Origin of the sequence: Streptomyces sp. 1-11 (genome assembly GCF_007176755.1) — a bacterium.
Classification (GTDB): Bacteria; Actinomycetota; Actinomycetes; order Streptomycetales; family Streptomycetaceae; genus Streptomyces.
On record NZ_BJTV01000022.1, the window covers coordinates 25,901 to 52,804 of the forward strand.

General features: G+C 71.3%; 21 protein-coding genes and 1 tRNA gene. 14 read left to right on the forward strand and 8 right to left on the reverse strand.

Annotated elements, in window-relative coordinates; all coding sequences use genetic code 11:
• The first annotated feature begins 3 nt into the window (after window positions 1-3).
• From TNCT1_RS32275 to TNCT1_RS32310, 8 genes are all read left to right on the forward strand, one after another.
• Complete coding sequence (locus TNCT1_RS32275; protein ID WP_143639244.1) at window positions 4-1,929, forward strand: acetyl/propionyl/methylcrotonyl-CoA carboxylase subunit alpha; 1,926 nt, start codon at window positions 4-6, stop codon at window positions 1,927-1,929.
• Window positions 1,930-1,950: 21 nt separating this feature from the next.
• Window positions 1,951-2,871 carry a hydroxymethylglutaryl-CoA lyase gene (locus TNCT1_RS32280; RefSeq protein ID WP_174266531.1) on the forward strand — a complete coding sequence of 307 codons (921 nt, stop codon included), beginning with the start codon at window positions 1,951-1,953 and terminating at the stop codon, window positions 2,869-2,871.
• Between the two features lie 5 nt (window positions 2,872-2,876).
• Entirely contained in the window at window positions 2,877-4,037 is a 1,161-nt protein-coding gene (locus tag TNCT1_RS32285; protein ID WP_143639248.1) for an acyl-CoA dehydrogenase family protein, read from the forward strand.
• A gap of 183 nt (window positions 4,038-4,220) precedes the next feature.
• Complete coding sequence (locus TNCT1_RS32290; RefSeq protein WP_143639250.1) at window positions 4,221-5,267, forward strand: ABC transporter substrate-binding protein; 1,047 nt, start codon at window positions 4,221-4,223, stop codon at window positions 5,265-5,267.
• Window positions 5,268-5,513: 246 nt separating this feature from the next.
• Window positions 5,514-6,956 carry a lysine decarboxylase DesA gene (desA, locus tag TNCT1_RS32295; RefSeq protein WP_143639252.1) on the forward strand — a complete coding sequence of 481 codons (1,443 nt, stop codon included), beginning with the start codon at window positions 5,514-5,516 and terminating at the stop codon, window positions 6,954-6,956.
• Window positions 6,940-8,226: a lysine N(6)-hydroxylase/L-ornithine N(5)-oxygenase family protein gene (locus tag TNCT1_RS32300; protein WP_143639254.1), complete on the forward strand. Its 1,287-nt coding sequence runs from the start codon at window positions 6,940-6,942 to the stop codon at window positions 8,224-8,226. The genes desA and TNCT1_RS32300 overlap by 17 nt, the downstream gene beginning before the upstream one ends.
• Window positions 8,223-8,762, forward strand: a complete 540-nt coding sequence (locus TNCT1_RS32305; protein WP_143639256.1) for a GNAT family N-acetyltransferase — start codon at window positions 8,223-8,225, stop codon at window positions 8,760-8,762. The genes TNCT1_RS32300 and TNCT1_RS32305 overlap by 4 nt, the downstream gene beginning before the upstream one ends.
• A complete protein-coding gene (locus tag TNCT1_RS32310; protein WP_143639258.1) occupies window positions 8,759-10,528 on the forward strand; it encodes an IucA/IucC family siderophore biosynthesis protein in 1,770 nt (589 codons plus the stop codon). Before TNCT1_RS32305 ends, TNCT1_RS32310 begins: the two co-directional genes overlap by 4 nt.
• A 63-nt stretch (window positions 10,529-10,591) precedes the next feature.
• Here the strand turns inward: TNCT1_RS32310 and TNCT1_RS32315 are convergent, their stop codons facing one another.
• Together TNCT1_RS32315 and TNCT1_RS32320 are read right to left on the reverse strand one after the other, a co-directional pair.
• The gene (locus TNCT1_RS32315; protein WP_143639261.1) at window positions 10,592-12,193 is read right to left on the reverse strand and encodes a beta-N-acetylhexosaminidase; all 1,602 of its coding nucleotides are present in this window, start codon (window positions 12,191-12,193) and stop codon (window positions 10,592-10,594) included.
• A gap of 120 nt (window positions 12,194-12,313) precedes the next feature.
• A complete protein-coding gene (locus TNCT1_RS32320; protein WP_174266528.1) occupies window positions 12,314-13,879 on the reverse strand; it encodes a metallophosphoesterase family protein in 1,566 nt (521 codons plus the stop codon).
• Between the two features lie 165 nt (window positions 13,880-14,044).
• Between TNCT1_RS32320 and TNCT1_RS32325 the strand changes: the two genes are divergently transcribed.
• Window positions 14,045-14,302: a hypothetical protein gene (locus TNCT1_RS32325; protein WP_143639265.1), complete on the forward strand. Its 258-nt coding sequence runs from the start codon at window positions 14,045-14,047 to the stop codon at window positions 14,300-14,302.
• A gap of 26 nt (window positions 14,303-14,328) precedes the next feature.
• The gene (gene glmS / locus TNCT1_RS32330; protein ID WP_143639268.1) at window positions 14,329-16,146 is read left to right on the forward strand and encodes a glutamine--fructose-6-phosphate transaminase (isomerizing); all 1,818 of its coding nucleotides are present in this window, start codon (window positions 14,329-14,331) and stop codon (window positions 16,144-16,146) included.
• Between the two features lie 230 nt (window positions 16,147-16,376).
• On the opposite strand, the gene TNCT1_RS32335 is transcribed toward glmS, so the two are convergent.
• Window positions 16,377-16,904, reverse strand: coding sequence for a universal stress protein (locus tag TNCT1_RS32335; protein ID WP_143639270.1), 528 nt, complete (start codon window positions 16,902-16,904; stop codon window positions 16,377-16,379).
• Between the two features lie 317 nt (window positions 16,905-17,221).
• Between TNCT1_RS32335 and TNCT1_RS32340 the strand changes: the two genes are divergently transcribed.
• The 4 genes from TNCT1_RS32340 (at window position 17,222) to TNCT1_RS32355 (ending at window position 20,002) form a co-directional block, all read left to right on the forward strand.
• Complete coding sequence (locus tag TNCT1_RS32340; protein WP_174266529.1) at window positions 17,222-17,479, forward strand: hypothetical protein; 258 nt, start codon at window positions 17,222-17,224, stop codon at window positions 17,477-17,479.
• Window positions 17,480-17,857: 378 nt separating this feature from the next.
• Window positions 17,858-19,069, forward strand: a complete 1,212-nt coding sequence (locus tag TNCT1_RS32345; protein WP_143639272.1) for a helix-turn-helix domain-containing protein — start codon at window positions 17,858-17,860, stop codon at window positions 19,067-19,069.
• Window positions 19,070-19,199: 130 nt separating this feature from the next.
• Entirely contained in the window at window positions 19,200-19,802 is a 603-nt protein-coding gene (gene orn / locus TNCT1_RS32350; RefSeq protein ID WP_143639274.1) for an oligoribonuclease, read from the forward strand.
• Window positions 19,803-19,929: 127 nt separating this feature from the next.
• Window positions 19,930-20,002, forward strand: a tRNA-His gene (locus tag TNCT1_RS32355).
• Window positions 20,003-20,153: 151 nt separating this feature from the next.
• Here TNCT1_RS32355 and TNCT1_RS32360 read toward each other — a convergent pair.
• From TNCT1_RS32360 to TNCT1_RS32380, 5 genes are all read right to left on the reverse strand, one after another.
• Window positions 20,154-21,209 (reverse strand): LacI family DNA-binding transcriptional regulator, encoded by a 1,056-nt coding sequence (locus tag TNCT1_RS32360; protein WP_143639276.1) that lies wholly within the window; start codon window positions 21,207-21,209, stop codon window positions 20,154-20,156.
• A gap of 215 nt (window positions 21,210-21,424) precedes the next feature.
• Entirely contained in the window at window positions 21,425-22,882 is a 1,458-nt protein-coding gene (locus tag TNCT1_RS32365; RefSeq protein ID WP_143639278.1) for a GH1 family beta-glucosidase, read from the reverse strand.
• A gap of 63 nt (window positions 22,883-22,945) precedes the next feature.
• A complete protein-coding gene (locus TNCT1_RS32370) occupies window positions 22,946-23,860 on the reverse strand; it encodes a carbohydrate ABC transporter permease (RefSeq protein WP_143639281.1) in 915 nt (304 codons plus the stop codon).
• 14 nt (window positions 23,861-23,874) lie between these two features.
• Window positions 23,875-24,867, reverse strand: coding sequence for a carbohydrate ABC transporter permease (locus tag TNCT1_RS32375; RefSeq protein WP_143639283.1), 993 nt, complete (start codon window positions 24,865-24,867; stop codon window positions 23,875-23,877).
• A 657-nt stretch (window positions 24,868-25,524) separates the two neighbouring features.
• On the reverse strand, window positions 25,525-26,850 hold the full coding sequence (locus TNCT1_RS32380) for an ABC transporter substrate-binding protein (protein WP_143639285.1): 1,326 nt from the start codon (window positions 26,848-26,850) through the stop codon (window positions 25,525-25,527).
• Between the last annotated feature and the right edge of the window lie 54 nt (window positions 26,851-26,904).

Below are 26,904 nucleotides of genomic sequence, written 5' to 3' on the forward strand. Positions count from 1 at the left end.
ACCGTGTTCGACACAGTGCTGGTGGCCAACCGGGGCGAGATCGCCGTACGCGTCATCCGTACGCTGCGCTCGCTGGGCGTCCGCTCGGTGGCGGTCTTCTCCGACGCCGACGCCGACGCGCGGCACGTCCGGGAGGCCGACACGGCGGTCCGGATCGGCCCGCCGTCCGCGGCCGAGAGCTATCTGTCGGTGGAGCGGCTGCTGGAGGCCGCCGCCCGCACCGGCGCCCAGGCCGTCCACCCCGGCTACGGCTTCCTCGCCGAGAACGCCGGGTTCGCGCGTGCCTGCGAGGAGGCGGGGCTGGTCTTCATCGGCCCGCCCGCGGACGCGATCGCCCTCATGGGCGACAAGATCCGCGCCAAGGAGACGGTGAAGGCGGCCGGGGTGCCGGTCGTGCCGGGCTCCAGCGGCAGCGGCCTCACGGACGCCGAACTGGCGGACGCCGCCCGCGAGATCGGCACGCCCGTGCTGCTCAAGCCCTCGGCGGGCGGCGGCGGAAAGGGCATGCGGCTGGTGCGGGACATCGCCGTGCTGGAGGAGGAGATCGCGGCCGCCCGCCGCGAGGCCCGCGCCTCCTTCGGCGACGACACCCTGCTGGTGGAGCGGTGGGTCGACCGCCCCCGGCACATCGAGATCCAGGTGCTGGCCGACGGGCACGGCAACGTCGTCCACCTCGGCGAGCGCGAGTGCTCGCTGCAGCGGCGGCACCAGAAGATCATCGAGGAGGCGCCGAGCGTGCTCCTGGACGAGGCCACCCGGGCCGCGATGGGCGAGGCCGCCGTGCAGGCGGCCCGCAGCTGCGGCTACCGGGGCGCGGGCACGGTGGAGTTCATCGTGCCGGGCGGCGACCCCTCGTCGTACTACTTCATGGAGATGAACACCCGCCTCCAGGTGGAGCACCCGGTCACGGAGCTCGTCACCGGGCTTGACCTGGTGGAGTGGCAGCTGCGGGTGGCGGCCGGTGAGCGGCTGGGCTTCGCGCAGGAGGACGTCCGGCTGACCGGGCACGCGGTGGAGGCCCGGATCTGCGCCGAGGACCCGGCGCGCGGCTTCCTGCCCTCCGGCGGCACGGTGCGGCTGCTGCACGAGCCCCAGGGCGACGGCGTGCGCACGGACTCGGGGCTCAGCGAGGGCACCGAGGTGGGCAGCCTCTACGACCCGATGCTGTCCAAGGTGATCGCCTACGGCCCCGACCGGGAGACGGCGCTGCGCAGGCTGCGCTCCGCGCTCGCCGAGACCGTCACGCTGGGCGTGCAGACCAACGCGGGCTTCCTGCGGCGGCTGCTGGCGCACCCGGCGGTGGTGGCCGGCGAGCTGGACACCGGTCTGGTGGAGCGGGTGGTCGACGAGCTGGTCCCCGGGGACGTGCCGGAGGAGGTGTACGAGGCGGCGGCGGCCGTACGGCTCGAGGCGCTGCGGCCGGCCGGCGACGGCTGGGTCGACCCCTTCTCGGTGCCGAGCGGCTGGCGTCTGGGCGGCACGCCCCGGCGGCCGGTCGTCCACCTGCGTGCGCAGGAACCGGTCGCGTACACCCCGCGCGGCTCCCACACCGTCACCGGCGACCGGGTGTCCGTCACCCTCGACGGCGTCCGGCACACCTTCCGCCGGGCCGGTGACTGGCTCGGCCGCGAAGGCGACGCCTGGCAGGTGCGCGACCACGACCCGGTGGAGGCCTCCCTGAGCCGGTCGGCGCACGCGGGCGCCGACTCGCTCACCGCGCCCATGCCGGGCACGGTGACGGTGGTGAAGGTCGCCGTCGGCGACGAGGTCACGGCCGGGCAGAGCCTGCTGGTGGTCGAGGCGATGAAGATGGAGCACGTCGTCTCCGCCCCGCACGCGGGCACGGTCGCCGAACTGGACGTGACCCCCGGCTCCACGGTCGCCATGGACCAGGTGCTGGCCGTCATCGCACCCAAGGAGGAGGCGTAGGTGAGCGCCGAACGGCTGCCCATGGTGGTACCGGCCCAGGACCTGCCCTCGCGGGTGCGGATCCACGAGGTCGGCGCGCGCGACGGGCTGCAGAACGAGAAGACCTCCGTGCCGACGGCGGTGAAGGCGGAGTTCATCCGCCGCCTGGCCGGCGCCGGCCTGACGACCGTCGAGGCGACCAGCTTCGTGCACCCCAAGTGGGTGCCCCAGCTCGCCGACGCCGAGCAGCTGTTCCCGCTCGTCTCGGACCTCGGCGTCGAGCTGCCGGTGCTGGTGCCGAACCAGCGCGGCCTGGAGCGGGCCCTCGCGCTCGGCGCCCGCCGGATCGCGGTGTTCGCCAGTGCCACGGAGTCCTTCGCCAAGGCCAACCTCAACCGCACCGTGGACGAGTCGCTGGCCGTGTTCGAACCGGTGGTGCGGCAGGCGAAGGACGCCGGCGCACACGTGCGCGGCTACGTGTCGATGTGCTTCGGCGACCCCTGGGAGGGGGCCGTCCCGCTCCACCAGGTGGTCCGCGTCTGCCGGGCGCTGCGCGACATGGGCTGCGACGAGCTGAGCCTCGGCGACACCATCGGCGTGGCCACCCCGGGCCATGTCCTCGAACTGCTCGCGCTGCTGAACGAGGAGGGCGTGCCGACGAACGTGCTCGGCGTCCACTTCCACGACACCTACGGCCAGGCGCTCGCGAACACCTACGCGGCCCTGGAGCACGGTGTGACGACGGTCGACGCGTCCGCCGGCGGCCTCGGCGGCTGCCCGTACGCGAAGTCCGCCACCGGCAATCTCGCCACCGAAGACCTCGTCTGGATGCTGCACGGCCTCGGCATCGAGACCGGGGTCGACCTCGACCGTCTGACCGCCACCAGCGTGTGGATGGCCGAACAGCTGGGCCGACCGAGCCCGTCCCGTACCGTCCGCGCTCTCTCCCACAAGGATCAGTGATCAGCATGGACCACCGTCTCAGCCCCGAGCTGGAGGAACTCCGACGCACGGTGGAGGAGTTCGCGCACGACGTGGTGGCGCCGAAGATCGGCGACTTCTACGAGCGGCACGAGTTCCCGTACGAGATCGTCCGCGAGATGGGCCGCATGGGCCTGTTCGGGCTGCCGTTCCCGGAGGAGTACGGCGGCATGGGCGGCGACTACCTGGCGCTCGGCATCGCCCTGGAGGAGCTGGCCCGGGTCGACTCCTCGGTGGCCATCACGCTCGAGGCGGGTGTCTCGCTCGGCGCGATGCCGGTCCACCTCTTCGGCACCGAGGAGCAGAAGCGCGAGTGGCTCCCCCGGCTGTGCTCCGGCGAGATGCTGGGCGCCTTCGGCCTCACCGAGCCGGACGGCGGCAGCGACGCCGGCGCCACCCGCACCACGGCCCGCCTCGACCCGGACACGGACGAGTGGGTGATCAACGGCACGAAGTGCTTCATCACCAACTCGGGCACCGACATCACCGGCCTGGTGACGGTCACCGCCGTCACCGGCCGCAAGCCGGACGGCCGGCCGCTGATCTCGGCCATCATGGTGCCGTCCGGCACGCCCGGCTTCACCGTCGCCGCGCCCTACTCCAAGGTCGGCTGGAACGCCTCCGACACCCGTGAACTGTCCTTCCAGGACGTCCGGGTGCCCGCCGCCAACCTGCTCGGCGAGGAGGGCCGGGGCTACGCGCAGTTCCTGCGCATCCTCGACGAGGGCCGCATCGCCATCGCGGCGCTCGCCACCGGCCTGGCCCAGGGCTGTGTGGACGAGTCGGTGAAGTACGCCAAGGAGCGCCACGCCTTCGGCCGGCCGATCGGCGCCAACCAGGCCATCCAGTTCAAGATCGCCGACATGGAGATGAAGGCCCACACCGCCCGTCTGGCCTGGCGCGACGCCGCCTACCGGCTGGTGGCCGGCGAACCCTTCAAGAAGGAGGCGGCGATGGCCAAGCTGTACTCCTCCACCGTCGCCGTGGACAACGCCCGCGACGCCACCCAGGTGCACGGCGGCTACGGCTTCATGAACGAGTACCCGGTGGCCCGGATGTGGCGCGACTCCAAGATCCTGGAGATCGGCGAGGGCACCAGCGAGGTGCAGCGGATGCTGGTGGCCCGCGAGTTGGGGCTGATCGGCTGACGGCCCCGCCGCTCCCGGGAACGCGGGGCGCCGGGCGGACCCGTCCGTCCGGCGCCCCGCGTTCGCGCTGCTGACGGGGTGTCGGCGGCGGACCCCGCCCCCTGGACATTCAGTGAGGTTAGGCTAACCTACCTTCGAACTGTCCGGCGGGCGGTCACGCCCCGGTCGAAAGCAGCCATACCCATGTCGCATGCCCGTTCCACCCACTTCACCCGCCGCGGCCTGCTCGCCGCGGGCGGTGTCCTCGGCCTCGGCGCCGCGCTCGCGGCCTGCGGTGACGACAAGGGCGGGGACGCGGGGTCCGAAGGGCAGGCCAAGGGCGGCAGGTCCGGCTCCTGGAGCTTCACGGACGACCGCGGCACCACGGTGAAGCTGGACGCGGTCCCCGCGGACATCGTCGCGTTCACCGGCGCAGCCGCCGCGCTGTACGACTACGGCATCCAGGTCAAGGGCGTCTTCGGCCCGACGAAGACCACCGCGGGCAAGGCCGACGTCCAGGCCGGCGACATGGACGTCAGCAAGGTGACGATTCTCGGCAACACCTGGGGCCAGTTCAACATCGAGAAGTACGCGGCCCTCGCGCCCGACCTGCTCATCAGCACCATGTTCGACGACGCCGGCACCCTCTGGTACGTCCCCGAGGAGTCGAAGAAGAAGATCGCCCAGCTCGCGCCCAGCGTCGGCGTCTCGGTCTACGACCGTCAGCTCACCCAGCCGCTCGAACGCATGTGGAAGCTGGCCGAGTCGCTGGGCGCGGACATGAAGGCCGCGAAGGCGACGGACGCCAGGAAGCGGTTCGAGGAGGCCTCGGCCCGGCTGCGCGCCGCCGCCAAGGCCAAGCCCGGCATCAAGGTGATGGCCGGCTCCGCGAGCGACCAGCTCTTCTACGTCTCCGGCACCAACCTCTCCATCGACCTGGAGTACTTCAAGGCCCTCGGCGTGCGTTTCGTCGAGCCCCCGGAGAGCGCCAAGAAGCAGGGCGGCGGCTGGTACGAGTCGCTGAGCTGGGAGAACGTCGACAAGTACCGGGCCGACATCATCATGATGGACGACCGCACCTCCGCCATCCAGCCGGCCGACATCACCAAGGCCACCTGGAGGAAACTGCCCGCGGTCAAGGCGGGCCAGGTCATCGCCCGCTCCCCCGAGCCGATCCTGTCCTACGACAAGTGCGTGCCGCTGCTCACCGGCCTGGCCGAGGCGCTGGAGAAGGCCAAGAAGGTCAGCTAGCCGCCTTCTTCCTGAACGGCAGCCTCAGCAACGCCCGTGGCGACGGCCGCAGCCCCCGCTCGCGCGAAGCCGAGAGCGGGGGCTACTGGTGCAGGGCTGCGTGAACCGCGGGACGCTGCGCACGGCGGAGCAACTCTCCCTGAAGTGGCCCCGGTCACGGCAGAGGCGTACCCCGATCCGGAGAACTTAGGTTAGGCTAACCTAAGTTAAACCTCAGGCCGGACAGTCCCCTCGGAGGGCCCCCACATGCGCTCGCACCTGCTCAATGGCCTCACAGCGGAGCACTACCGCCGCTCCGTGACCGAAGGAGTCGAGCGGGTGGCGGCCAGACTCGCCACCACCGAAAAGCCGTTCACCGGCGTCACCGTCGACGGCCTCGCCCCCCGGATCGACGGCATCGACCTCGACCGGCCGCTCGGCGACACCGCCGCGGTACTGGACGAGCTGGAGGAGGTCTACCTCCGCGACGCGGTGTACTTCCACCACCCCCGCTACCTCGCCCACCTCAACTGCCCGGTGGTCATCCCGGCGGTGCTCGGCGAAGCGGTGCTCTCCGCCGTCAACTCCTCCCTGGACACCTGGGACCAGTCGGCCGGCGGCACCCTCATCGAGCGCAGGCTCGTCGACTGGACGGCCGCCCGCATCGGCCTCGGTCCGGGCGCCGACGGCGTGTTCACCTCCGGCGGCACCCAGTCCAACCTTCAGGCGCTGCTGCTGGCCCGGGAGGAGGCCAAGAGCGACAGCTTCGCAGAACTGCGGATCTTCGCCTCCGAGGCGAGTCACTTCAGCGTCCGCAAGTCCGCGAAACTGCTCGGCCTGGGCCCGGACTCCGTCGTCACCGTCCCCGTCGACCACGACAGGCGGATGCAGACCGTGGCGCTCGCCCACGAGCTGGAGCGCTGCGCCCAGGACGGCCTGGTGCCCATGGCGGTCGTCGCGACCGCCGGCACCACGGACTTCGGCTCCATCGACCCGCTCCCCGAGATCGCCGAGCTGTGCGCCGAGTTCGGCGTGTGGATGCACGTGGACGCGGCCTACGGCTGCGGGCTGCTCGCCTCGCTGAAGCACCGGAACCGCATCGACGGCATCGAGCGCGCCGACTCGGTGACCGTCGACTACCACAAGTCCTTCTTCCAGCCGGTGAGTTCCTCCGCCGTGCTGGTCCGGGACGCGGCCACGCTGCGGCACGCCACCTACCACGCGGAGTACCTCAACCCCCGCCGCATGGTGCGGGAGCGCATCCCCAACCAGGTCGACAAGTCCCTGCAGACCACCCGCCGTTTCGACGCCCTCAAGCTGTGGCTGACGCTGCGCACCATGGGCGCGGACGGCATCGGGCAGCTCTTCGACGAGGTCTGCGAACTGGCCCGGGAGGGCTGGCGGCTGCTGGCCGGCGACCCCCGCTACGACGTCGTCGTCGAACCCGCCCTTTCCACCCTGGTCTTCCGCTACGTCCCGGCGGCGGCCACCGACCCCGCCGAGATCGACCGCGCCAACCTGTACGCCCGCAAGGCCCTGTTCGCCTCCGGTGACGCGGTGGTCGCGGGCACCGAGGTCGGCGGCCGCCACTACCTGAAGTTCACCCTGCTCAACCCCGAGACGACGGCGGCCGACATCGCGGCCGTCCTGGACCTGATCGCCGGCCACGCCGAGCAGTACCTGGGAGAGTCCCTTGACCGCGCGTCCTGAAGCCCCGACGGCCCCCTACGACTTCGTGGGGATCGGGCTCGGCCCCTTCAACCTGGGCCTCGCCTGCCTGACCGAGCCGATCGCCGAACTCAACGGGGTCTTCCTGGACTCCAAGCCCGACTTCGAGTGGCACGCCGGCATGTTCCTGGACGGCGCCCACCTGCAGACCCCGTTCATGTCGGACCTGGTCACCCTGGCCGACCCCACCTCGCCGTACTCCTTCCTCAACTACCTCAAGGAGAAAGGCCGGCTGTACCCGTTCTACATCCGGGAGAACTTCTACCCGCTGCGCGTCGAGTACGACGACTACTGCCGCTGGGCGGCCGGCAGACTCGGCAGCGTCCGCTTCGGCACCACGGTCACCGAGGTGCGTCACGAGGACGAGCTGTACACCGTGCGCACCGCGGCCGGCGAGACGTTCCGCGCCCGGCACCTGGTCCTCGGCACGGGCACGGTCCCGTTCGTCCCCGAGGCCTGCCGGGACCTCGGCGACGACGTCGTCCACACCTCGCAGTACCTGCACCGCAAGGCCGACCTGCAGGCCCGCCGGTCCGTCACGATCGTCGGCAGCGGCCAGAGCGCGGCCGAGATCTACCACGAGCTGCTCGCCGAGATCGACGTGCACGGCTACGAGCTCAACTGGGTCACCCGCTCCCCCAGGTTCTTCCCGCTGGAGTACACCAAGCTGACCCTGGAGATGACGTCCCCGGACTACATCGACTACTTCCGCGCACTGCCCGAGGAGACCCGCTACCGGCTGGAGAAGCAGCAGAAGGGCCTGTTCAAGGGCATCAACTCGGACCTGATCGACTCGATCTTCGACCTGCTCTACCAGAAGGACGTGGAGAGCGGCGACCGACCGGTGCCCACCCGGCTGCTCACCAACTCCACGCTGACCACGGCCCGCCACGAGGACGGCGCGTACACGCTCGGCTTCCACCAGGACGAGCAGGACAAGGACTTCGAGATCCGCTCCGAGGGCCTGGTGCTGGCCACCGGCTACCACTACCGGCCGCCGGCCTTCCTCGAACCGGTGCGCGACCGCCTGCGCTACGACGGCCACGGCCGCTTCGACGTCGCCCGCAACTACGCCATCGACGTCACCGGCCGCGGCGTCTTCCTGCAGAACGCCGGCGTCCACACGCACAGCGTCACCAGCCCCGACCTGGGCATGGGCGCGTACCGGAACGCCTACATCATCCGTGAACTGCTCGGCACGGAGTACTACCCGGTCGAGAAGAGCATCGCCTTCCAGGAGTTCGCCGTATGACCAGCGAGAACCTCACCTTCACCCTCCGGCCGCTCGACCCGGCGGCCGACGCCGGCCTGCTGCACGGCTGGGTCACGCACCCCAAGGCGGCGTTCTGGATGATGCGGGACGCGAGGCCGCAGGACGTCGAGCGGGCCTACCTGGAGATCGCGGCGGACGAGCACCACCACGCCCTGCTCGGGCTGCGCGACGGGGAGCCCGTCTTCCTGATGGAGAAGTACGACCCGGCCCACCGCGAGCTGGTCGGGCTGTACGAGCCGCGGCCGGGTGACGTCGGCATGCACTTCCTCGTCGCCCCCACCGGCACCCCTGTGCACGGCTTCACCCGGGCCGTCATCACCGCCGTGATGACGCACCTCTTCGAGGACCCGGCGACGATGCGGGTCGTGGTCGAGCCCGATGTGGACAACAAGGCGGTGCACGCCCTCAACGAGGCGGTCGGGTTCGTGCCCGAGCGCGTGATCCGGAAGCCGGAGAAGAAGGCGTTGCTGAGCTTCTGCACGCGGGAGCGGTTCCTGAAGGCGGTGTCCGCGTGAGCCTCGCCGACACCGTCGCCCACCTGACCCCCGAGCGCTGGGAGCGGGCCAACCGGCTGCTGGTGCGCAAGGCCCTCGCGGAGTTCGCCCACGAGCGGCTGCTCAGCCCCGAGGAGGACGGCGACCGCTACGTCGTCCGCAGCGACGACGGGCTCACCCGGTACCGGTTCGCCGCCGTCCGCCGCGCCCTCGACCACTGGCAGGTCGACGCCGAGTCCATCACCCGGCACCGCGACGGCGCCGAACTCCCGCTCGAAGCACTGGACTTCTGCATCGAGCTGAAGGACTCCCTGGGGCTGAGCGAGGAGATCCTGCCGGTCTACCTGGAGGAGATCTCCTCCACCCTCTCGAGCGCCTGCTACAAGCTGGCCAAACCCCGCGTCACCGCCGCGGAGCTGGCGCGCGGCTCCTTCCAGGACATCGAGACCGGGATGACCGAGGGGCACCCCTGCTTCGTCGCCAACAACGGGCGGCTCGGCTTCGGCGTCCACGAGTACCTGGCGTACGCCCCGGAGACCGCGAGCCCCGTCCGGCTGGTGTGGCTGGCCGCGCACCGCTCGCGGGCCGCGTTCACGGCGGGCGCCGGGATCGAGTACGAGTCGTTCCTGCGGGCGGAACTGGGCGAGGAGACCCTGGAGCGCTTCCGCGCCACCCTCACCGGCCAGGGGCTCGACCCCGCCGCGTACCTGCTCGTCCCGGTGCACCCCTGGCAGTGGTGGAACAAGCTCAGCGTCACCTTCGCCGCCGAGGTGGCCCGCCGGAACCTGGTGTGCCTGGGCGAGGGCGACGACGAGTACCTGGCCCAGCAGTCCATACGGACCTTCTTCAACACCTCCGACCCGCGACGGCACTACGTGAAGACGGCCCTGTCCGTCCTCAACATGGGCTTCATGCGCGGTCTTTCGGCCGCCTACATGGAGGCGACCCCGGCGATCAACGACTGGCTGGCGAAGCTCATCGAGAACGATCCCGTGCTGAGGTCCACGGGCCTGTCGATCATCCGGGAGCGGGCGGCCGTCGGCTACCGGCACCTGGAGTACGAGCGGGCCACCGACCGCTACTCGCCCTACCGGAAGATGCTGGCCGCGCTCTGGCGGGAGAGCCCGGTGCCGTCCCTGCGCGAGGGCGAGTCACTGGCCACCATGGCCTCGCTGCTGCACGTCGACGACGCCGACGCCTCCGTCGCGGGCGCGCTGGTCGAACGCTCCGGCCTCCCGCCCGCCGAGTGGCTGCGGCACTACCTGCGGGCCTATCTCACCCCGCTGCTGCACAGCTTCTACGCCTACGGCCTGGCGTACATGCCGCACGGCGAGAACGTGATCCTGGTCCTGCGGGACGGCGTGGTGGAACGCGCGATCTACAAGGACATCGCCGAGGAGATCGTCGTCATGGACCCCGACGCGGTGCTGCCGCCCGAGGTCCGGCGGATCCGTGTCGAGGTGCCCGAGGACCACAGGCTGCTGTCGGTCTTCACGGACGTCTTCGACTGCTTCTTCCGGTTCCTCGCGGCGAACCTCGCCACCGAGGGGATCCTGGCGGAGGACGACTTCTGGCGCACGGTGGCCGAGGTCACGCGCGAGTACCAGCGGGCGACACCCGAACTGGCCCACCGGTTCGAGCGGTACGACGTGTTCGCCCCCCGGTTCGCGCTGTCCTGCCTCAACCGGCTCCAGCTCCGCGACAACCGGCAGATGGTGGACCTCGCCGACCCCTCCGGCGCGCTCCAGCTCGTGGGGCACCTGGACAACCCGGTCGCCGGGTTCTGACGCCCCCAAGGACTCGACGGGCGCCCCGCGGTACGGTCCCGCGGGGCGCCCGTCGTGCTGTGCTCAGCCCGCCGGCCAGGGGACCTGCGGCGACTTGTAGTAGCTCATCCCGAGGGCGTCCCAGCGCGGGGCCTGGGCCGCGAGCCGGACCTTGTAGGCGTCCCAGTCGTGGGTGGCCGCCGGGGACCAGCCGAGCTCCGCCGCTCCGGGCAGGCGCGGGAAGGCCATGTACTCGATGTCGGAGGACTTGGTGAGGGTCTCCGACCACAGCGGCGCCTCGACGCCCCGGACGGCCGAGGCCGGCGCGCCCGGCAGATAGCTGCCGGGGTTCCAGTCGTAGGAGCGCCGCACCTCCACCAGGCCCGCCCACTTGGTGCCCAGCCGCGTGCTCGCGGTGTACTTCATGTCGAGGTAGACCCGGTCGGCCGGGGAGAGGATCAGCCCGGTGCCGTTCTGGGCGGCCTTCGCCACCTGGGCCTTCTCCGTCGCGCTGGTGCCTTCCACGCCCCAGTACTGGGCGAGGGCGCCCTTGGCGGGGGTGGCGCCGGTGAGCTGGTGCCAGCCGATGACCGTCTTGCCGTACTTGGCGACGACCGGCTGCACCCGGTCGACGAACTTCACGTAGTCGGCGTGGCTGGTGGAGTGCGCCTCGTCGCCGCCGATGTGCAGGTAGCGGCCGGGGGTGAGCGCGGCCAGTTCGCGGATCACGTCGTCCACGAAGTCGTACGTCACCTGCTTGGGCACGCACAGCGAGCTGAAGCCGACCTGGGTGCCGGTGTACAGCGGGGGCGCGGTGCCGTCGCAGTTGAGCTGCGCGTAGGAGGCGAGGGCCGCGTTGGTGTGGCCCGGCATGTCGATCTCGGGCACCACCTCCAGGTAGCGGGAGGCGGCGTAGCGGACGATCTCCTGGTAGTCGGCCTTGGTGAAGTAGCCGCCCTTGCCGCCGCCGACCTGGGTGGAGCCGCCGTAGGTGGTCAGGCGGGGCCAGGAGTCGACGGCGATCCGCCAGCCCTGGTCGTCGCTGAGGTGCAGATGCAGGGTGTTGATCTTGTACAGGGCCAGCTGGTCGATGTAGCGCTTGACCTGACCGACGGTGAAGAAGTGCCGGGCGACGTCCAGCATGGCGCCGCGGTACGCGTAGCGCGGGCGGTCCTCGACGGTGCCGCCGGCGATCCGCCACGGGCCGGGCTGGACGCTGCGGCGCTCCACGGACGCCGGGAGGAGCTGACGCAGCGTCTGGACGCCGTGGAAGAGGCCGGCGGGGGCGCCTGCGGTGATGGTGACGCCGGCGGGTCCGCTGGTCAGCCGGTACCCCTCGGCGCCGAACCCGTCGTCGGCGAGGTGGAGTCGGATGCCGCCGCTGCCCTGCTCGGTGACCGGCACGCGGTAACCGGTGGACGGGCGCAGGATGCCGGCGAGGTACTCGCCGATCCGGCGGACCTCGGCCGAGCCGTCCACCCGGACGCCGGTGGCCCAGGTGACGCGGTACGGGCGCCCGCCGGGCTGTGCCTGGGCGGGCGCCGGGACCACCCGGGCCAGCGGGGTCGGCGCCGCGGCCGATGGCGCCGGGGCCGCGCCGGCGGTGGTCGCGCCGGCCGCCGCGACGAGCAGCAGCGATCCGAGGACGCGGGTCAGCCGGGGAGTCGTGCGGTGATGCCGTCTCACATGCGCTCCCTTCACGAGTGGTGAAGACCACTCTCCCGCAGATCCGCCGGATCAGTCCCCGCCGCGCGCACATCATCCCCGCGGGACGGCGTTCGGACCAACGGCGGCGGGCCGGCCGCCCTACTTCGCCGTGCGGGCCACCGTGAAGTGGTCGATGCGCGCGCCGGTCTCGGCGATGCCCGACACCGTCAGCGTGGCCCGGCGGCCCTTCGCCGCGGGCGTGACGTCCACGCGCAGGAAGGAGTAGTCGAGGTAGCGCACCCGGGACCAGGTGACCGTCTCGTTCCGCTTGCCCTCCTTGGTGTTGACGAAGGAGGCGACCGAGTCCACCTCGTGCTCGTTGCCCTCGTAGGAGTCGGGGGCGGAGAAGGCGTACAGGCTGCGGCCCGCCGCGCCGGCCGTGACGTACACCACGCCGTCCGTCTCGGGGTAGGCGGTGCCGCCGATCGGCAGCTTCCTGGTGACCTCGCCGGCCTTGATGACGTCGGTGCGCTCGTACTGGTGGTTGTGGCCGTTGATGACCAGGTCCACGGTGTACTTCTCGAACAGCGGCACCCACTCCTGGCGGACACCGCCCTCCGAGGCGTGCGCGGTGGAGGTGCAGTAGGCGCAGTGGTGGAAGAAGACGACGATGAAGTCCACGTCCTCGGCGGCGCGGTACCTCTTGAGCTGGGTCTCCAGCCAGGTGGTCTGCGTTCCGCCCGAGATGCCCAGGTTCGCCGGGATCTCGAAGGAGATGTCGTTGGCGTCGAGCGAGATGACCGCGGTGTTGCCGTAGACGAAGGAGTAGACGCCGGGCAGGTTCCGGCGGTCCGGGCCGTTGTCCGGGAGCGTCCAGCGCGCCTCCTCGCCGCCGTAGCCGTTGGGCGAGTACCAGGCCTCCATGTCGTGGTTGCCGTAGGCGGGCATCCAGGGGACCTGCTTGGCGACCGACTCGGTCTGGTGCAGGAACTGGTCCCAGGTGCGCGAGTCGAAGCCGGTGTCGGCGGTCTTGCCCTGGCCGGCCGGGTCGCCGTAGGCGATGTCGCCGGCGTGCAGGTGGAAGGCCGGGTTCTGGCCGAGGATCAGGGCGTTGTTGGCCAGGCCGTGGTAGCCGACGCCCTCGTCGCCGAAGGCGGTGAAGGTGAAGGGGGCCTTGTGGGCGGGGGCCGTGGTGAAGGTGCCCAGGGTGCCCAGCAGATGGGGCTCGGCCGGGTCGAAGCCCTGGTGGCCGACGCCGTAGTAGTAGGTCCGGCCGGGGCGCAGGTGGGTGAGCTTGGCGTGCAGGTAGTACTGGGTGTGGTCGCCGCTCGCGCCGACGCCGGCCGGGGTGTACAGGGTGCGGACCTCGGCGTCGATCCGCCGGGAGAGGTCCCACGGGTGGGCGCCGACGCGGATGAAGGGCTTCTTCACCGCGACCGGGACCTGCCAGGAGACGCTGACCTCGGTGCGCGGGTCGTTGCCCCAGGCGAGGTGGCGGCCGAAGGGGGCGACCAGCGAGCCGTCGACCTGCCCGGCCGCGGGCGCGGTGCGCCGGGTGGGGACGGTGGCCTGGGCGGTGGCGCCCGTCACGAACGCGCCGCCGGTGACGGCGCCCAGGGTGACGGCGCCGCCCCTGATCAGGTTGCGCCGGGAGAACCTGGAGCGCAGGTACTCGTGCTGTTCGGCCATGCTCATGCGCGCGGCCAGCTTCTCGGGTACTCCCATACGAGGAATGTCCATGACGTCTGAAACTCGTCCCCTTCGGCAACGAGGCGCAGGACGCCGGATGGACGGCCCGCAAACAGAGCCCCATAAGACTTCCAACAGTCCTCTGCCCGGAATCGGGCAGGATTCTTGCGAAACTCGCGCTCTTACCTCAGGATCTACCGGGTGCACGAGGAACTTGTCGATCACCTGACGCGCTCCACGCCCCTCAGCAGGGGCGAGGCGCTGCGGGTGGTGCAGGACGTGCTCGCCTACTTCGACGAGACGACGCAGGACTACGTCCGTCGCCGCCACCGCGAGCTGCAGGCCCAGGGCCTGACGAACACGGCGATCTTCGACCGGATCGAGGCGGACCTGAGATACCGGGCGGTGGCGCCGCCGGAGCTGACGCTCAGGCAGCTGCGCCGCATGGTCTACGGCTGAGACGCCAGACTGAGAGATACCTATACATGTGCGGAATTGTCGGATACATCGGCAAGCGTGACGTGGCTCCGCTGCTCCTGGAGGGTCTGCAGCGCCTGGAGTACCGCGGCTACGACTCGGCGGGCATCGTCGTCACATCCCCGAAGACGGCCGGACTGAAGATGGTCAAGGCCAAGGGCCGGGTGCGCGACCTGGAGGCCAAGGTGCCGGCGCGCTTCAAGGGCACCACCGGCATAGCGCACACCCGCTGGGCCACCCACGGCGCCCCGTCCGACGTGAACGCCCACCCGCACATGTCGGCCGACAGCAAGGTCGCCGTCGTGCACAACGGCATCATCGACAACGCCGCCGACCTGCGCCGCAAGCTGGAGGCGGACGGCGTCGAGTTCCTCTCCGAGACCGACACCGAGGTCCTCACCCACCTCATCGCCCGTTCCACGGCCGAGAAGCTGGAGGACAAGGTCCGCGAGACCCTGCGGCTGGTCGAGGGCACGTACGGCATCGCCGTGATGCACGCCGACTTCAACGACCGCATCGTGGTGGCCCGCAACGGCTCCCCGGTGGTCCTCGGCATCGGCGAGAAGGAGATGTTCGTCGCGTCGGACATCGCCGCCCTGGTCGCCCACACCCGGCAGATCGTCACGCTGGACGACGGCGAGATGGCCACCCTCAAGGCCGACGACTTCCGCACCTACACCACGGAGGGCACCCGCACCAGCGCCGAGCCCACCACCGTGGAGTGGGAGGCGGCGTCGTACGACATGGGCGGCCACGACACCTACATGCACAAGGAGATCCACGAGCAGGCCGACGCCGTGGACCGGGTGCTGCGCGGCCGCATCGACGAGCGGTTCTCCACCGTGCACCTGGGCGGCCTCAACCTGGACGCCCGCGAGGCGCGCCGGATCCGCCGGGTGAAGATCCTCGGCTGCGGCACCTCGTACCACGCGGGCATGATCGGCGCCCAGATGATCGAGGAGCTGGCCCGCATCCCCGCCGACGCCGAGCCGGCCTCCGAGTTCCGCTACCGCAACGCGGTCGTGGACCCCGACACGCTGTACGTCGCCGTCTCGCAGTCCGGTGAGACGTACGACGTGCTCGCCGCCGTGCAGGAGCTGAAGCGCAAGGGCGCCCGGGTGCTCGGCGTGGTCAACGTGGTGGGCTCCGCGATCGCCCGCGAGGCCGACGGCGGCATCTACGTGCACGCCGGCCCCGAGGTCTGCGTCGTCTCCACGAAGTGCTTCACCAACACCACGGTCGCCTTCGCCCTGCTCGCCCTGCACCTCGGCCGCACCCGTGACCTCTCGGTCCGCGACGGCAAGCGGATCATCGAGGGCCTGCGCCGGCTGCCGGAGCAGATCACCGAGATCCTCAAGCAGGAGGAGGACATCAGGCAGCTCGCGGAGAGCTACGCCGATGCCCGCTCCATGCTCTTCATCGGCCGCGTCCGGGGCTACCCGGTGGCCCGCGAGGCCTCCCTGAAGCTCAAGGAGGTCTCCTACATCCACGCCGAGGCCTACCCCGCCTCCGAGCTGAAGCACGGCCCGCTGGCCCTCATCGAGCCGGCCCTGCCGACGGTCGCCATCGTCCCCGACGACGACCTGCTGGAGAAGAACCGCGCGGCCCTGGAGGAGATCAAGGCCCGCAGCGGCAAGATCCTCGCGGTGGCGCACCGGGAGCAGGAGAAGGCCGACCGGACGATCGTCGTCCCGAAGAACGAGGACGAGCTGGACCCGATCCTGCTGGGCATCCCGCTCCAGCTCCTCGCCTACCACACGGCGAAGGCGCTGGGCCGGGACATCGACAAGCCGAGGAACCTCGCCAAGTCGGTGACGGTGGAGTAGCCGCTCCCCGCCCGACGGCGCAGAAATCGGACCCCCGCGTTGCCACCTCGTACGCGGGGGTCCGTTCTCGTGCCGCTGTGTGCTCGGCCGGCGGCCGTCACCCGCCGGCCCGCGGCACGCCTCGGTGTGATGACCGATGTATGCCCTTCACAAGAGCACAAATACCTGTACGCGCGAGTAGTTTCGCGCTGTACGGAGGAAGTTGACGGAGCGTCGGCGACGGGCGGGCGTCAGGGGATGACGATGACCGGCCGCTTCGCCCGCCGGGCGAGCCGCCCGGCCACCGAGCCGAAGATCCGGCCCACGATGCCGTGGGTGGTGCCGACCACGATCGCGTCGGCCTCGTACTCCCGCCCCACCTCTTCGAGTTCGTGGCAGATGTCGCCGCCGCGCTCGACCAGGATCCAGGGCACCTCGGCCAGGTAGTCCGCGCAGGCCAGTTCGAGACCGAGCACCTCGGTGCGGTGGTCCGGGACGTCCACGAACACGGGCGGCTCGCAGCCGGCCCACACCGTGGTGGGCAGCCGGTTGGCCACGTGGACGATGATCAGGCCCGAGCCGGAGCGGTGGGCCATGCCGATCGCGTAGGCGAGGGCGCGCTCACTGGAGGTCGAGCCGTCGAAGCCGACGACCACACCGTGCAGGAAGGCGGGGTCGCAGGGCGGGCGTGGCTCTGGCGCCGCCAGGGGATCGGCCGCCGTGGGATCGGCGACGGGCCGCTTGCGGTCCGCGGGTTCGAAGAATTCGTGACCGGCCATGACTGTCTCGGCGTAGAGATCCTTGTGTGGACGGGAGTGACATCGAGCGGCGGAGCTGTGTCCGGGATTCGTCTTCCCAACCCCATACCCCCAAGGGTACGGCGGCAAGCCTCCTCTGCGCATTTCCCGCGCACGCTCCGTAAGCGAGGCCCCCGGATGTCCGTGGGGGTTCCCCGGAGCATGCACGAGCCACGCCCGTAACGCAATGGTTGCTGCCTCGTACAGGCGGTTTGCACAGCATGAACGGAGCAGCGGCCGGTGACCGACGGATCGAACGGGCGTTGATCCCCGAGAGCCACCGCCCCAGGGAGTACGAGTTGCCCGGACCGAGATCCACCACCGACCCGCGTCCCACGCCGGACACCACGAGCGACGTGATCCGCTGGGCGGCCTTCAGCTGCGTCCTCGTCCCCGTGGTCCTCCTCTGGTACGGCGCCTCGCTCGCGGGCGCGGCCGGCACCGCCTTCGGGCTGGCCGCCGTCACGGCCGCCTGCCGGGTGCTGCTGCGGCGGTCCGAACGTTGCGCCGCGCAAAGAGGCGGGCGTCACAGTAGAGGAGAGACACCGGTCGACTGACCGGTTTCCGTACCCTGGAGCGCTTCTTTTCGGCCAACTTCCGGATACCGCCCAGGAGGGGGCCCGACCACCCCCCAACCCCCGTTCCACCTGCACGGAAAGGGTCCGGGCCGGCCCTCGCACCCTACGCGGTTTGGCCACTGCGACAAGGCGCACTTCCCTGCACGCCCCACGAGTGCAACGCTTCGTGATCGAATGCTTCACGCCAAGTTGTCATGTCGACAATGTCCGGCGTGTCGAACTGGCCACCGTCAGACCGCGGTAGCCAGTAGATTCGATCTTGACTGTCTTACGGCGGGGGACTCGTGCAGGACCGAGGGGAAACGTGCAGGAGCGACACAACCGAGGAGCCGCGACCACCGAGGGGGGCTTAGCAGGATGAGCCACGACTCCACTGCCGCGCCGGAAGCCGCGGGCCGGAAACTGTCCGGGCGCCGCCGCAAGGAGATCGTCGCGGTGCTGCTGTTCAGCGGCGGCCCCATCTTCGAGAGTTCCATACCGCTTTCGGTGTTCGGGATCGACCGCCAGGACGCCGGAGTGCCGCGCTACCGACTGCTGGTGAGCGCCGGCGAGGAGGGCCCGCTGCGGACCACGGGGGGCCTGGAACTCACCGCACCACATGGGCTGGAGGCGATCTCGCGGGCCGGGACGGTCGTCGTGCCGGCCTGGCGTTCGATCACCTCGCCGCCGCCGGAGGAGGCGCTCGACGCACTGCGCCGGGCGCACGAGGAGGGCGCCCGCATCGTCGGGCTGTGCACGGGCGCGTTCGTCCTCGCGGCGGCCGGCCTGCTGGACGGCCGGCCGGCGACCACCCACTGGATGTACGCGCCGACGCTGGCCAAGCGCTATCCGTCGGTGCACGTGGATCCGAGAGAGCTGTTCGTCGACGACGGCGACGTCCTGACGTCGGCGGGCACGGCGGCCGGAATCGATCTCTGTCTGCACATCGTGCGCACGGACCACGGCAACGAGGCGGCCGGCGCGCTCGCCCGGCGCCTGGTGGTCCCGCCGCGCCGCTCGGGCGGCCAGGAGCGCTACCTCGACAGGTCTTTACCGGAGGAGATCGGCGCCGACCCGCTCGCCGAGGTCGTCGCCTGGGCGCTGGAACACCTCCACGAGCAGTTCGACGTGGAGACCCTGGCGGCACGCGCCTACATGAGCCGCCGTACGTTCGACCGCCGGTTCCGCTCGCTCACCGGCAGCGCGCCGCTGCAGTGGCTGATCACCCAGCGGGTGCTGCAGGCGCAGCGGCTGCTGGAGACTTCGGACTACTCCGTGGACGAGGTGGCGGGCCGCTGCGGCTTCCGCTCCCCGGTCGCGCTGCGCGGGCACTTCCGCCGCCAGCTCGGCTCGTCCCCGGCCGCCTACCGCGCGGCCTACCGGGCCCGCCGGCCGCAGGCCGAGCGGCAGGGCGAGGCGGACCTGCCGGTGCAGCCAGGACCGGGCGTGCCCGGCCTGTCCGGCCCCGGGCCGGTCGGCCACCCGTCGCCGGTGCTGCACCCGGACCGTGAGAGCGGGGTGCCGATGCAGAGCCGCCGGCAGGCCGCGGGCGCGGTGAGCCTGCTGCCGGGGCCGCGCAGCGGGAGCTGAGCGCAGGACGCGAAGGGAGGGACGGAGCTGCGGCTCCGTCCCTCTTCCGCCGTCGTTCTTCTGCGTGCACACCGACAAGGTCGCCGCACGCCCGGTCCGGCCCGGGGCGCCGCGCCGTAAGGTGAGACTCATGAACGATCGCATGGTGTGGATCGACTGCGAGATGACCGGCCTCTCGCTGTCCGACGACGCGCTCATCGAGGTGGCCGCCCTCGTCACCGACTCCGAGCTGAACGTGCTCGGCGAGGGGGTGGACATCGTCATCCGCCCGCCGGACTCGGCCCTGGAGACGATGCCGGAGGTGGTGCGCGAGATGCACACCGCGTCCGGGCTGCTGGAGGAGCTGGCCGGCGGCACCACGCTGGCCGACGCCGAGGCGCAGGTCCTCGCCTACGTCCGCGAGCACGTCAAGGAGCCCGGCAAGGCCCCGCTGTGCGGCAACTCCGTCGGCACCGACCGCGGCTTCCTGCTGCGCGACATGCCCACCCTGGAGGACTACCTCCACTACCGCATCGTCGACGTCTCCTCGGTCAAGGAGCTGGCCCGCCGCTGGTACCCCCGGGCCTACTTCAACAGCCCCGAGAAGAACGGCAACCACCGCGCCCTCGCCGACATCCGCGAGTCGATCGCCGAGCTGCGCTACTACCGCGAGGCCATCTTCGTCCCGCAGCCCGGACCGGACTCGGACACCGCGAAGGCGATCGCCGCCAAGCACGTCCTGCCGGCGCGGTAGGACCGCGGGACCGGCGCCCGGGGGTCCGGCCGGGACGCGCGCGAAACCCGTGCGCGAGCACCCCTTCGGACCCTGTAGACTTCTTCTCGGCCGGTCGGGGAATGAACTCCCCGAACCACCGGTCATGGTGGGTGTAGCTCAGCTGGTAGAGCACCTGGTTGTGGTCCAGGATGCCGCGGGTTCGAGTCCCGTCACTCACCCTGTGTAGTCAGCCGGTGACTTGATCGAGAGATCGGGTCACCGGCTGATTCGTTTCTGCGCGGGGTCCACGCTCCGTCCCCGCCACCCCGCCCGGTGCGCCCTCCGGGTGGCGGATGACCGGCGTCGCCCGCCACCCGGAGGGCCGGGACATCAGGACGAGGCCCGCTCCACCAGTTCCGTGGGCAGGACCGCATGCTGTCGGCGCGGGTCCCGGGAGGGCGCCGGGCGGCGGCCGGCGATCTCGGCGAGGAGCAGGTCGATCATGGCGCGGCCCATCTCCTCGATCGGTTGCCGGACGCTGGTCAGCGGCGGGTCCATGTGCCGGGCGACGGCCGAGTCGTCGTAGCCGACCAGGGCCACGTCGCCGGGCACGCTGCGGCCGGCCTCGCGCAGCACCTGCCGGGCGCCCGCCGCCATGACGTCGGAGCCGGCGAAGACCGCGTCCAGGTCGGGGTGGCGCTCCAGCAGCGTCGTCATGGCGCGCCGGCCGCCCTCGTCGGTGAAGTCGCCGGGCTCGATCAGGCCCTCGTCCACGGCCAGGCCCGCGTCGCTCAGGGCGTCGCGGTAGCCGTCGACACGGCGCTGGGCTCCGTAGACGTCGAGGCGGCCGGTGATGTGGGCGATCCGGCGGCGGCCCCGGGAGAACAGGTGCTCCACCGCGGACCGGGCGCCGCCGTAGTTGTCCGAGTCCACCGAGGTCAGCGTCTCGGCGGCCGAGCGGGGGCCGCTGATCACCGCGGGGATCTCGAGCTGCGAGAGCATGTCCGGCAGCGGGTCGTCGGCGTGCACGGAGACCAGCAAGACCCCGTCGACGCGGTGGGCGGCCAGGTACTGCGCGAGCCGCTGCCGCTCCCGGTCGCTGCCCGCGAAGATCAGCAGCAACTGCATCTCGCTGTCGGAGAGTTCGGCGCCGACACCGCGCAGCATGTCCGAGAAGTACGGCTCAGAGAAGAAGCGGGTCTCCGGCTCCGGCACCACCAGCGCGATGGCGTCGGTGCGGTTGGCCGCGAGGGCCCGCGCGGCGGTGTTGGGCACGTAGCCGAGTTCCGCCACGGCCGCCTCCACGGCGGCGCGGGTCGCCTCGCTCACCCGGGGCGAGCCGTTGATCACCCGTGAGACCGTGCCCCGGCCGACACCGGCACGCGCGGCGACCTCTTCCAGCGTCGGCCGCCGACTGCTCCGGCTCCGCTCTCCGTTGACTGGCATGGTCTCCGCCTCCCGCTCACAACCGACCGGCCGGGGGATTGTCCGCTACCGTCCGGCCAGGAATGTAACCGAGATCCCACAGCACCCGCTCTCATCATCCCGCGCCCGCGGCGCCCGCGGAGCCCGGCCCCGGCGGGCGCGGGCGGGCCGGCCGCGGCGGCGCCGGGGCGCCGCCGCCGTCGCGGCGGCTCCCCCGGCCCGGCCGTGGGCGGACGTCACACCCGCGGGTCGGCGTCCGGCAGCGCGTTGCGGCGGATGACGTCGGCGTACCAGTGGGCGCTGGCCTTGGGGATGCGGCGCTGGGTGCCGTAGTCGACGTAGACGGTGCCGAACCGCTTGGAGTAGCCGTAGGACCACTCGAAGTTGTCCAGCAGCGACCACAGGAAGTAGCCCCGCACGTCGACGCCGTCGGCGATGGCCCGCCGGACCGCCTCCAGGTGACCTCGGAGGTAGGCGATCCGCTGCGGGTCGTTCACCTTCCCCTCGGGCGAGACGTAGTCGTCGAAGGCCGCGCCGTTCTCGGTGACCATCAGGGGCAGCCCGGGGTGCGCCGCCGCCGTGCCGGTCAGCAGGGTGTGCAGCCCGTTGGCGTCGATGGCCCAGTTCATCGCCGTCAGCTCGTCGTTGGCGAGGTGGAAGGAGACGTCCTCGGCGCCCGTCCACGGCGAGTGGTCGCTGGCGCCGTGGCCGTCGTTCTTGGTGGCGCCGGCGCCGTCGGCGGGCAGCGAGACGACGGTCGGCGAGTAGTAGTTGACGCCGAGCACGTCGATCGGGCGGGAGATCTCGGCGAGGTCCCCGGCGTGCACCAGCTCGTCCCAGTCGACGATGCGGGCGGTGTCCGCGAGCAGGTCCTCGGGGTAGGCGCCGTCGAGGATCGGGCCGGTGAAGATCCGGTTGCCGACCGCGTCGATGCGGCGGGCCGCCTCCACGTCGCCGGGGGCGTCCGTGAGCGGGCGCACCTGGTGCAGGTTGAGGGTGATGGACAGCTGCGCGGAGCCGGGCAGGACCGAGCGCAGCGCCCCGACCGCCCGGCCGTGCGCCAGGTTGAGGTGGTGGGCGGCGCGCAGCGTGGCGGCCGGGTCGGTGCGGCCGGGGGCGTGCACGCCGGAGCCGTAGCCGAGGAAGGCCGAGCACCACGGTTCGTTGAGCGTGGTCCACACTCCGACGCGGTCCCCGAGGGCCCGGCCCACCGCCTCGGCGTACTCGGCGAAGCGGTGCGCGGTGTCCCGCTGCGGCCAGCCGCCCGCGTCCTCCAGCTCCTGGGGCAGGTCCCAGTGGTAGAGGGTGGCCACGGGGGTGATGCCGGCCTCGAGCAGCTCGTCGGTGAGGCGGCGGTAGAAGTCCAGGCCGCGCTCGACGGCCGGACCCCGTCCGGTGGGCTGCACCCGGGACCAGGAGACGGAGAACCGGTACGCCTTGAGGCCGAGGTCCTTCATCAGCGCCACGTCGTCGCGGTACCGGTGGTAGTGGTCGGCGGCGATGTCGCCGGTGTCGCCGTTGCGCACCTTGCCGGGCGTGTGGCTGAAGGTGTCCCAGATGGAGGGCGTGCGTCCGTCCTCGGCGGCCGCGCCCTCGACCTGGTAGGCGGCGGTGGCCGTGCCCCAGACGAAACCGGGCGGGAAGGAGAGGTCCGCGGCCGGCCGGGTCGTCGGCTCGGGTCGTACAGCGGTCATGGTGAGAGCGCTCCCAAAGTGGCGTGTGGAAAGGTCGGTCTGCTGCCCGGGACGGCTGTGCCGTCAGCCCTTGACGGCGCCCGACATGATGCCCCCGACGATCTGCTTGCCGAAGATCACGAAGACCAGCAGCAGCGGCAGCGTGCTGATCAGCGCACCGGCCATGACGATGCTCTGGTCGGGGGTGTAGGACGCGCTGAGCTGGCCGAGCGCCACCTGGATGGTGGGGTTCTGCTGGTTCAGGGCGAGGAAGGGCCAGAAGAAGTCGTTCCACGCCTGCACGAAGGTGAGCATCCCGAGCACCATCATGGCGGGCCGGGCCACGGGCAGGACCACGCTCCACACGATGCGGAAGTTGGTCGCGCCGTCCACCTTGGCCGCCTCGACCAGCTCGTAGGGCAGGGCCTCCAGCAGGTACTGGCGCATGAAGAAGACGCCGAAGGCGCCGACCAGGGTCGGGAAGATCACCGACTCCAGCTTCCCGCCCCAGCCGATGTCCGACATCATCATGAACAGCGGGACGACGCTGAGCTGCGGCGGGATGGTCAGGGTGGCGATGACGGCGGTCATCAGGAAGCCGCGGCCGCGGAAGCGCATCTTGGCGAAGGCGTACCCGGCCAGCGTGCAGAAGAACAGCGTCGCCACGGTGATGCAGCCGGCCACGATGACGCTGTTGACGATCGCCGTGCCCAGGTGGGCCTGCTCCCAGGCGGCCTGGAGGTTGCTCCACAGTCTGCCGCCCGGCAGCAGCGGCGGCGGGCTGTCCAGCACCCGCTGCTGGTCGTGCGAGGCGGCCACCAGGGTCCAGTACAGCGGGAAGATCGAGCCCAGGCCGACGACGACGAGGGCGACGTAGGTGAAGGGGCCGCCCTTGAGCTGCTGGCCGGCGCCGAGCTTGAGGCGGGCGCGGGCGCCGGTGGCGGGCGGGCCGGCCGGGGTGAGGTCGGCCGCGGTCTTGATGGGACTGGTCGTGGTCATCGAAGTCGCTCCCGTCAGGCCGCGCTCTTGCGCACGAACCGGCCGACGATCCAGTTGATCAGGGCGATCAGCAGCAGCAGGACGAGCATCGCCCAGGCCACGGCGGCGGCCGGACCCAGGTGACCCAGCTTCCAGCCGTAGTTGAAGAGGTAGATGCTGAGGGTTTCGTACTGGTGCTCGCTGCCGCCGAAGGACCCCAGCGTGCCGCCCTGCAGCAGCAGCGGCTCACCGAACAGCTGCATGGAGCCGATGGTCGAGATGACGATGGTGAACAGGATCGTCGGCCGCAGCGAGGGGATCGTCACCTTGCGGAACTGCTGCCACCGCGACGCGCCGTCGATCGAGGCGGCCTCGTACAGGTCGGTCGGCACGGCCTGCATGGCCGCCAGGTAGATCAGGGCGTTGTAGCCGGTCCAGCGCCAGATCACGATGACCGAGATGGCGATCTTGGACGTCCAGTGGCCGTTGCCCCAGTCGATGTTGCCGATGCCGGCGAAGTGCAGCACCCAGTTGAGGATGCCGCCGTCCGCCCGGAAGACCAGGGCGAAGACCAGGGCCGCGGTCGCCACCGAGGTGGCGTACGGGGTGAGGATGAGGGTCCGCCAGAACGTGCTGGCGCGCAGCTTGTAGTTGAGCAGGTGGGCGAGGCCCAGCGCCACCAGGAGCTGGGGCACGGTCGATATGACGCCGATGACGAAGGTGTTGAAGACCGCGGTCCAGAACTCCGAGTCCTGGAGGATCTTGGCGAAGTTGTCCCAGCCGACCCACTCGGACTGGCCGAGGCTGGTCATCTCGACCCGGTGCAGGGCGATCCAGCCGGTGTAGAGGAGCGGATAGAGCCCGAAGGCCCCGAAGATCAGGAAGAAGGGCGCGATGTAGGCGTACGGCGACGCCAGGTCGTCGAAGCGCCACAGGCGGCTGCGCCACGAGCGGGGGCCGTTCGGCACGGCGCCGGAACCGCCGGGCGGCGGGCTGTACGCGCCCCGGGTGGGGGTTGCTGTTGCCACGGAGGAGTCCTTGTCTGCAGGGTTACGGCCGGATACGGGGCGGGCTGGGCGTCCACTCGGACCGCGCGCCGGCCCCCGTCCGCGCGCCACGGCGGCCGGTACGGTACCGAGCCGGCCGGCCCGGCAGCCAGGGCCCGGCGTCCCGGATCCCGGCCGGCGACCCCAGTGCGCGGGGGCCGGTTCACCGAGGGCGGTTCACCGAGGCCGGTTCGCCGGGGGCCGGTTCACCGGAACCGGGTCACCGGGTCGGGTCCGCGGGAGCGGGCCCGCTGGGTCCGGGCCGTCGGCGCCGGTTTCCCGGAGCCGGGCCGCCCGAGCCCGTCCGCCGGTGCGGCTACCGGGCCGGTCCCGCACTACGGGCGGGGGCCCGGCCGGTGCCTCACCGATGCGGCGGCCCGGTCGGTGCCTCGCCCGGTGCGGTGGCCCGGCCGGTGCCTCGCCGGTGGGGCGGCCCGGCCGGTGCCGTGGCTGGACCCGCGAGCGGGTCCGCCGCCGTCGGCGCCGGACGTCGGGCGGCGCCGAACCGGTGGCGCCGCGACGGCGCCCGTCGGCCTCGACCGGTGGGCCCTCGCGGTCACGGCACCGGCGGAGCGGCACCCGGCCGGACGCGCGGGCGCGGGGCGGGCGGTCCGAGGGACCGGCCCGCCCCGGCGCGCGTCAGCCGATCGCCTTGTCGATCGTCTCGGTCGCGGCCTTCCATGCGTCGGCGGGCTTGGTGCCCCGCTGCTCCATGTTGTTGATCTGCGTCGAGATCGTGTCCTTGATCGTGGCGTCCTTCGGGCCGAGCACCGCCTGCGGGATGGACTTGGCCTCGTCGGCGTAGATCTGACCGATCGGCGCGTCGTTGAAGTACGGGAGCTTCGCGCTCTTCACGTCGGCCAGCTCGTAGGCGCCCTTGTTGGACGGGAAGACGCCGATCGCCTTGAACACGGCGGCCTGCTGCTCGGGCGCCGTCAGCCACTTGACCAGCTCGGTGGCCTCCTTGACGTGCTTCCCGCTCTGCGGGACCGCGAGGAAGGAGCCGCCCCAGTTGGCCGCCGTGGAGCCGGGCGCGCGGGAGATGTCCCACTTGCCCTTGTAGGCGTCACCGGAGTTGGTGGAGATCTGGCCGGCCATCCAGGCCGGGCAGGCGACCGTGGCCACGCTGCCCTTGCGCAGCGCCGCCGTCCAGGCGTCGGTGAACTGCGGCAGACCGTGGGTCAGCTTCTTCGACGCGGCCTCCGCGGCCAGGTTCCAGCCCTGCTGCACGGAGGCGCTGTCCTTGTAGACCGGCTTGCCGCTGGTGTCGTAGTACTGCTTGTCCGAGGAGCTGACGACCGCGTTGAACATGGCGCTCGCGGAGTCCATGAAGTAGGTGCCGGACGGCGCCTTCTTCTTGTACTGCTCGCCGAGCTTCAGGTAGTCCTCCCAGCCGCCCGCGATGGCCTTGGCCACGTCCTCGCGGTCGGTGGGCAGGCCCGCCTTCTCGAACAGGTCGCGGCGGTAGCACAGCGACATCGGGCCGATGTCGGTGCCGGCGCCTATGACCTTGCCGTCCTTCGTGGTGGCCTGCGACTCCTTCCAGGACACCCAGTTCTTCACGTCGATCGACTTGCTCAGGTCGGCGAACTTGTCCGCCTGGGTGTCGACGACCTCCTTGATGCGGCCGACCTCGACACCGGTGACGTCTCCGAGGCCGCTGCCCGTGTTCAGCTGCTGAAGGAGCTTGGGGTAGTAGTCCTGCTCGTTGGCGGTGACCTCTTCCTTCACCGTGATGTTCGGGTGGAGCTTGTGGTACTTGGCGAACAGATCGGCCTCCTTGTAGCCGAACTGCCCGAAGTCGGCCACGGTGAGGGTGATCGAGCCGTCGGACCCGGAGGCGTCCGAGCCGTCGTCGGTGCTGCAACCCGTCAGCAGCAGGGCCGATGCCGTCAGAACCGTGGTGGCGAGGGCCGCCGCTCTGCGACGGCGACCGCCTCCGCCGTCGGTACCGGTGATGCGCATTCCACTACTCCTTGTTCCGGTGGGAAACGGGACCCCAGGAAACAGACCGCCAAG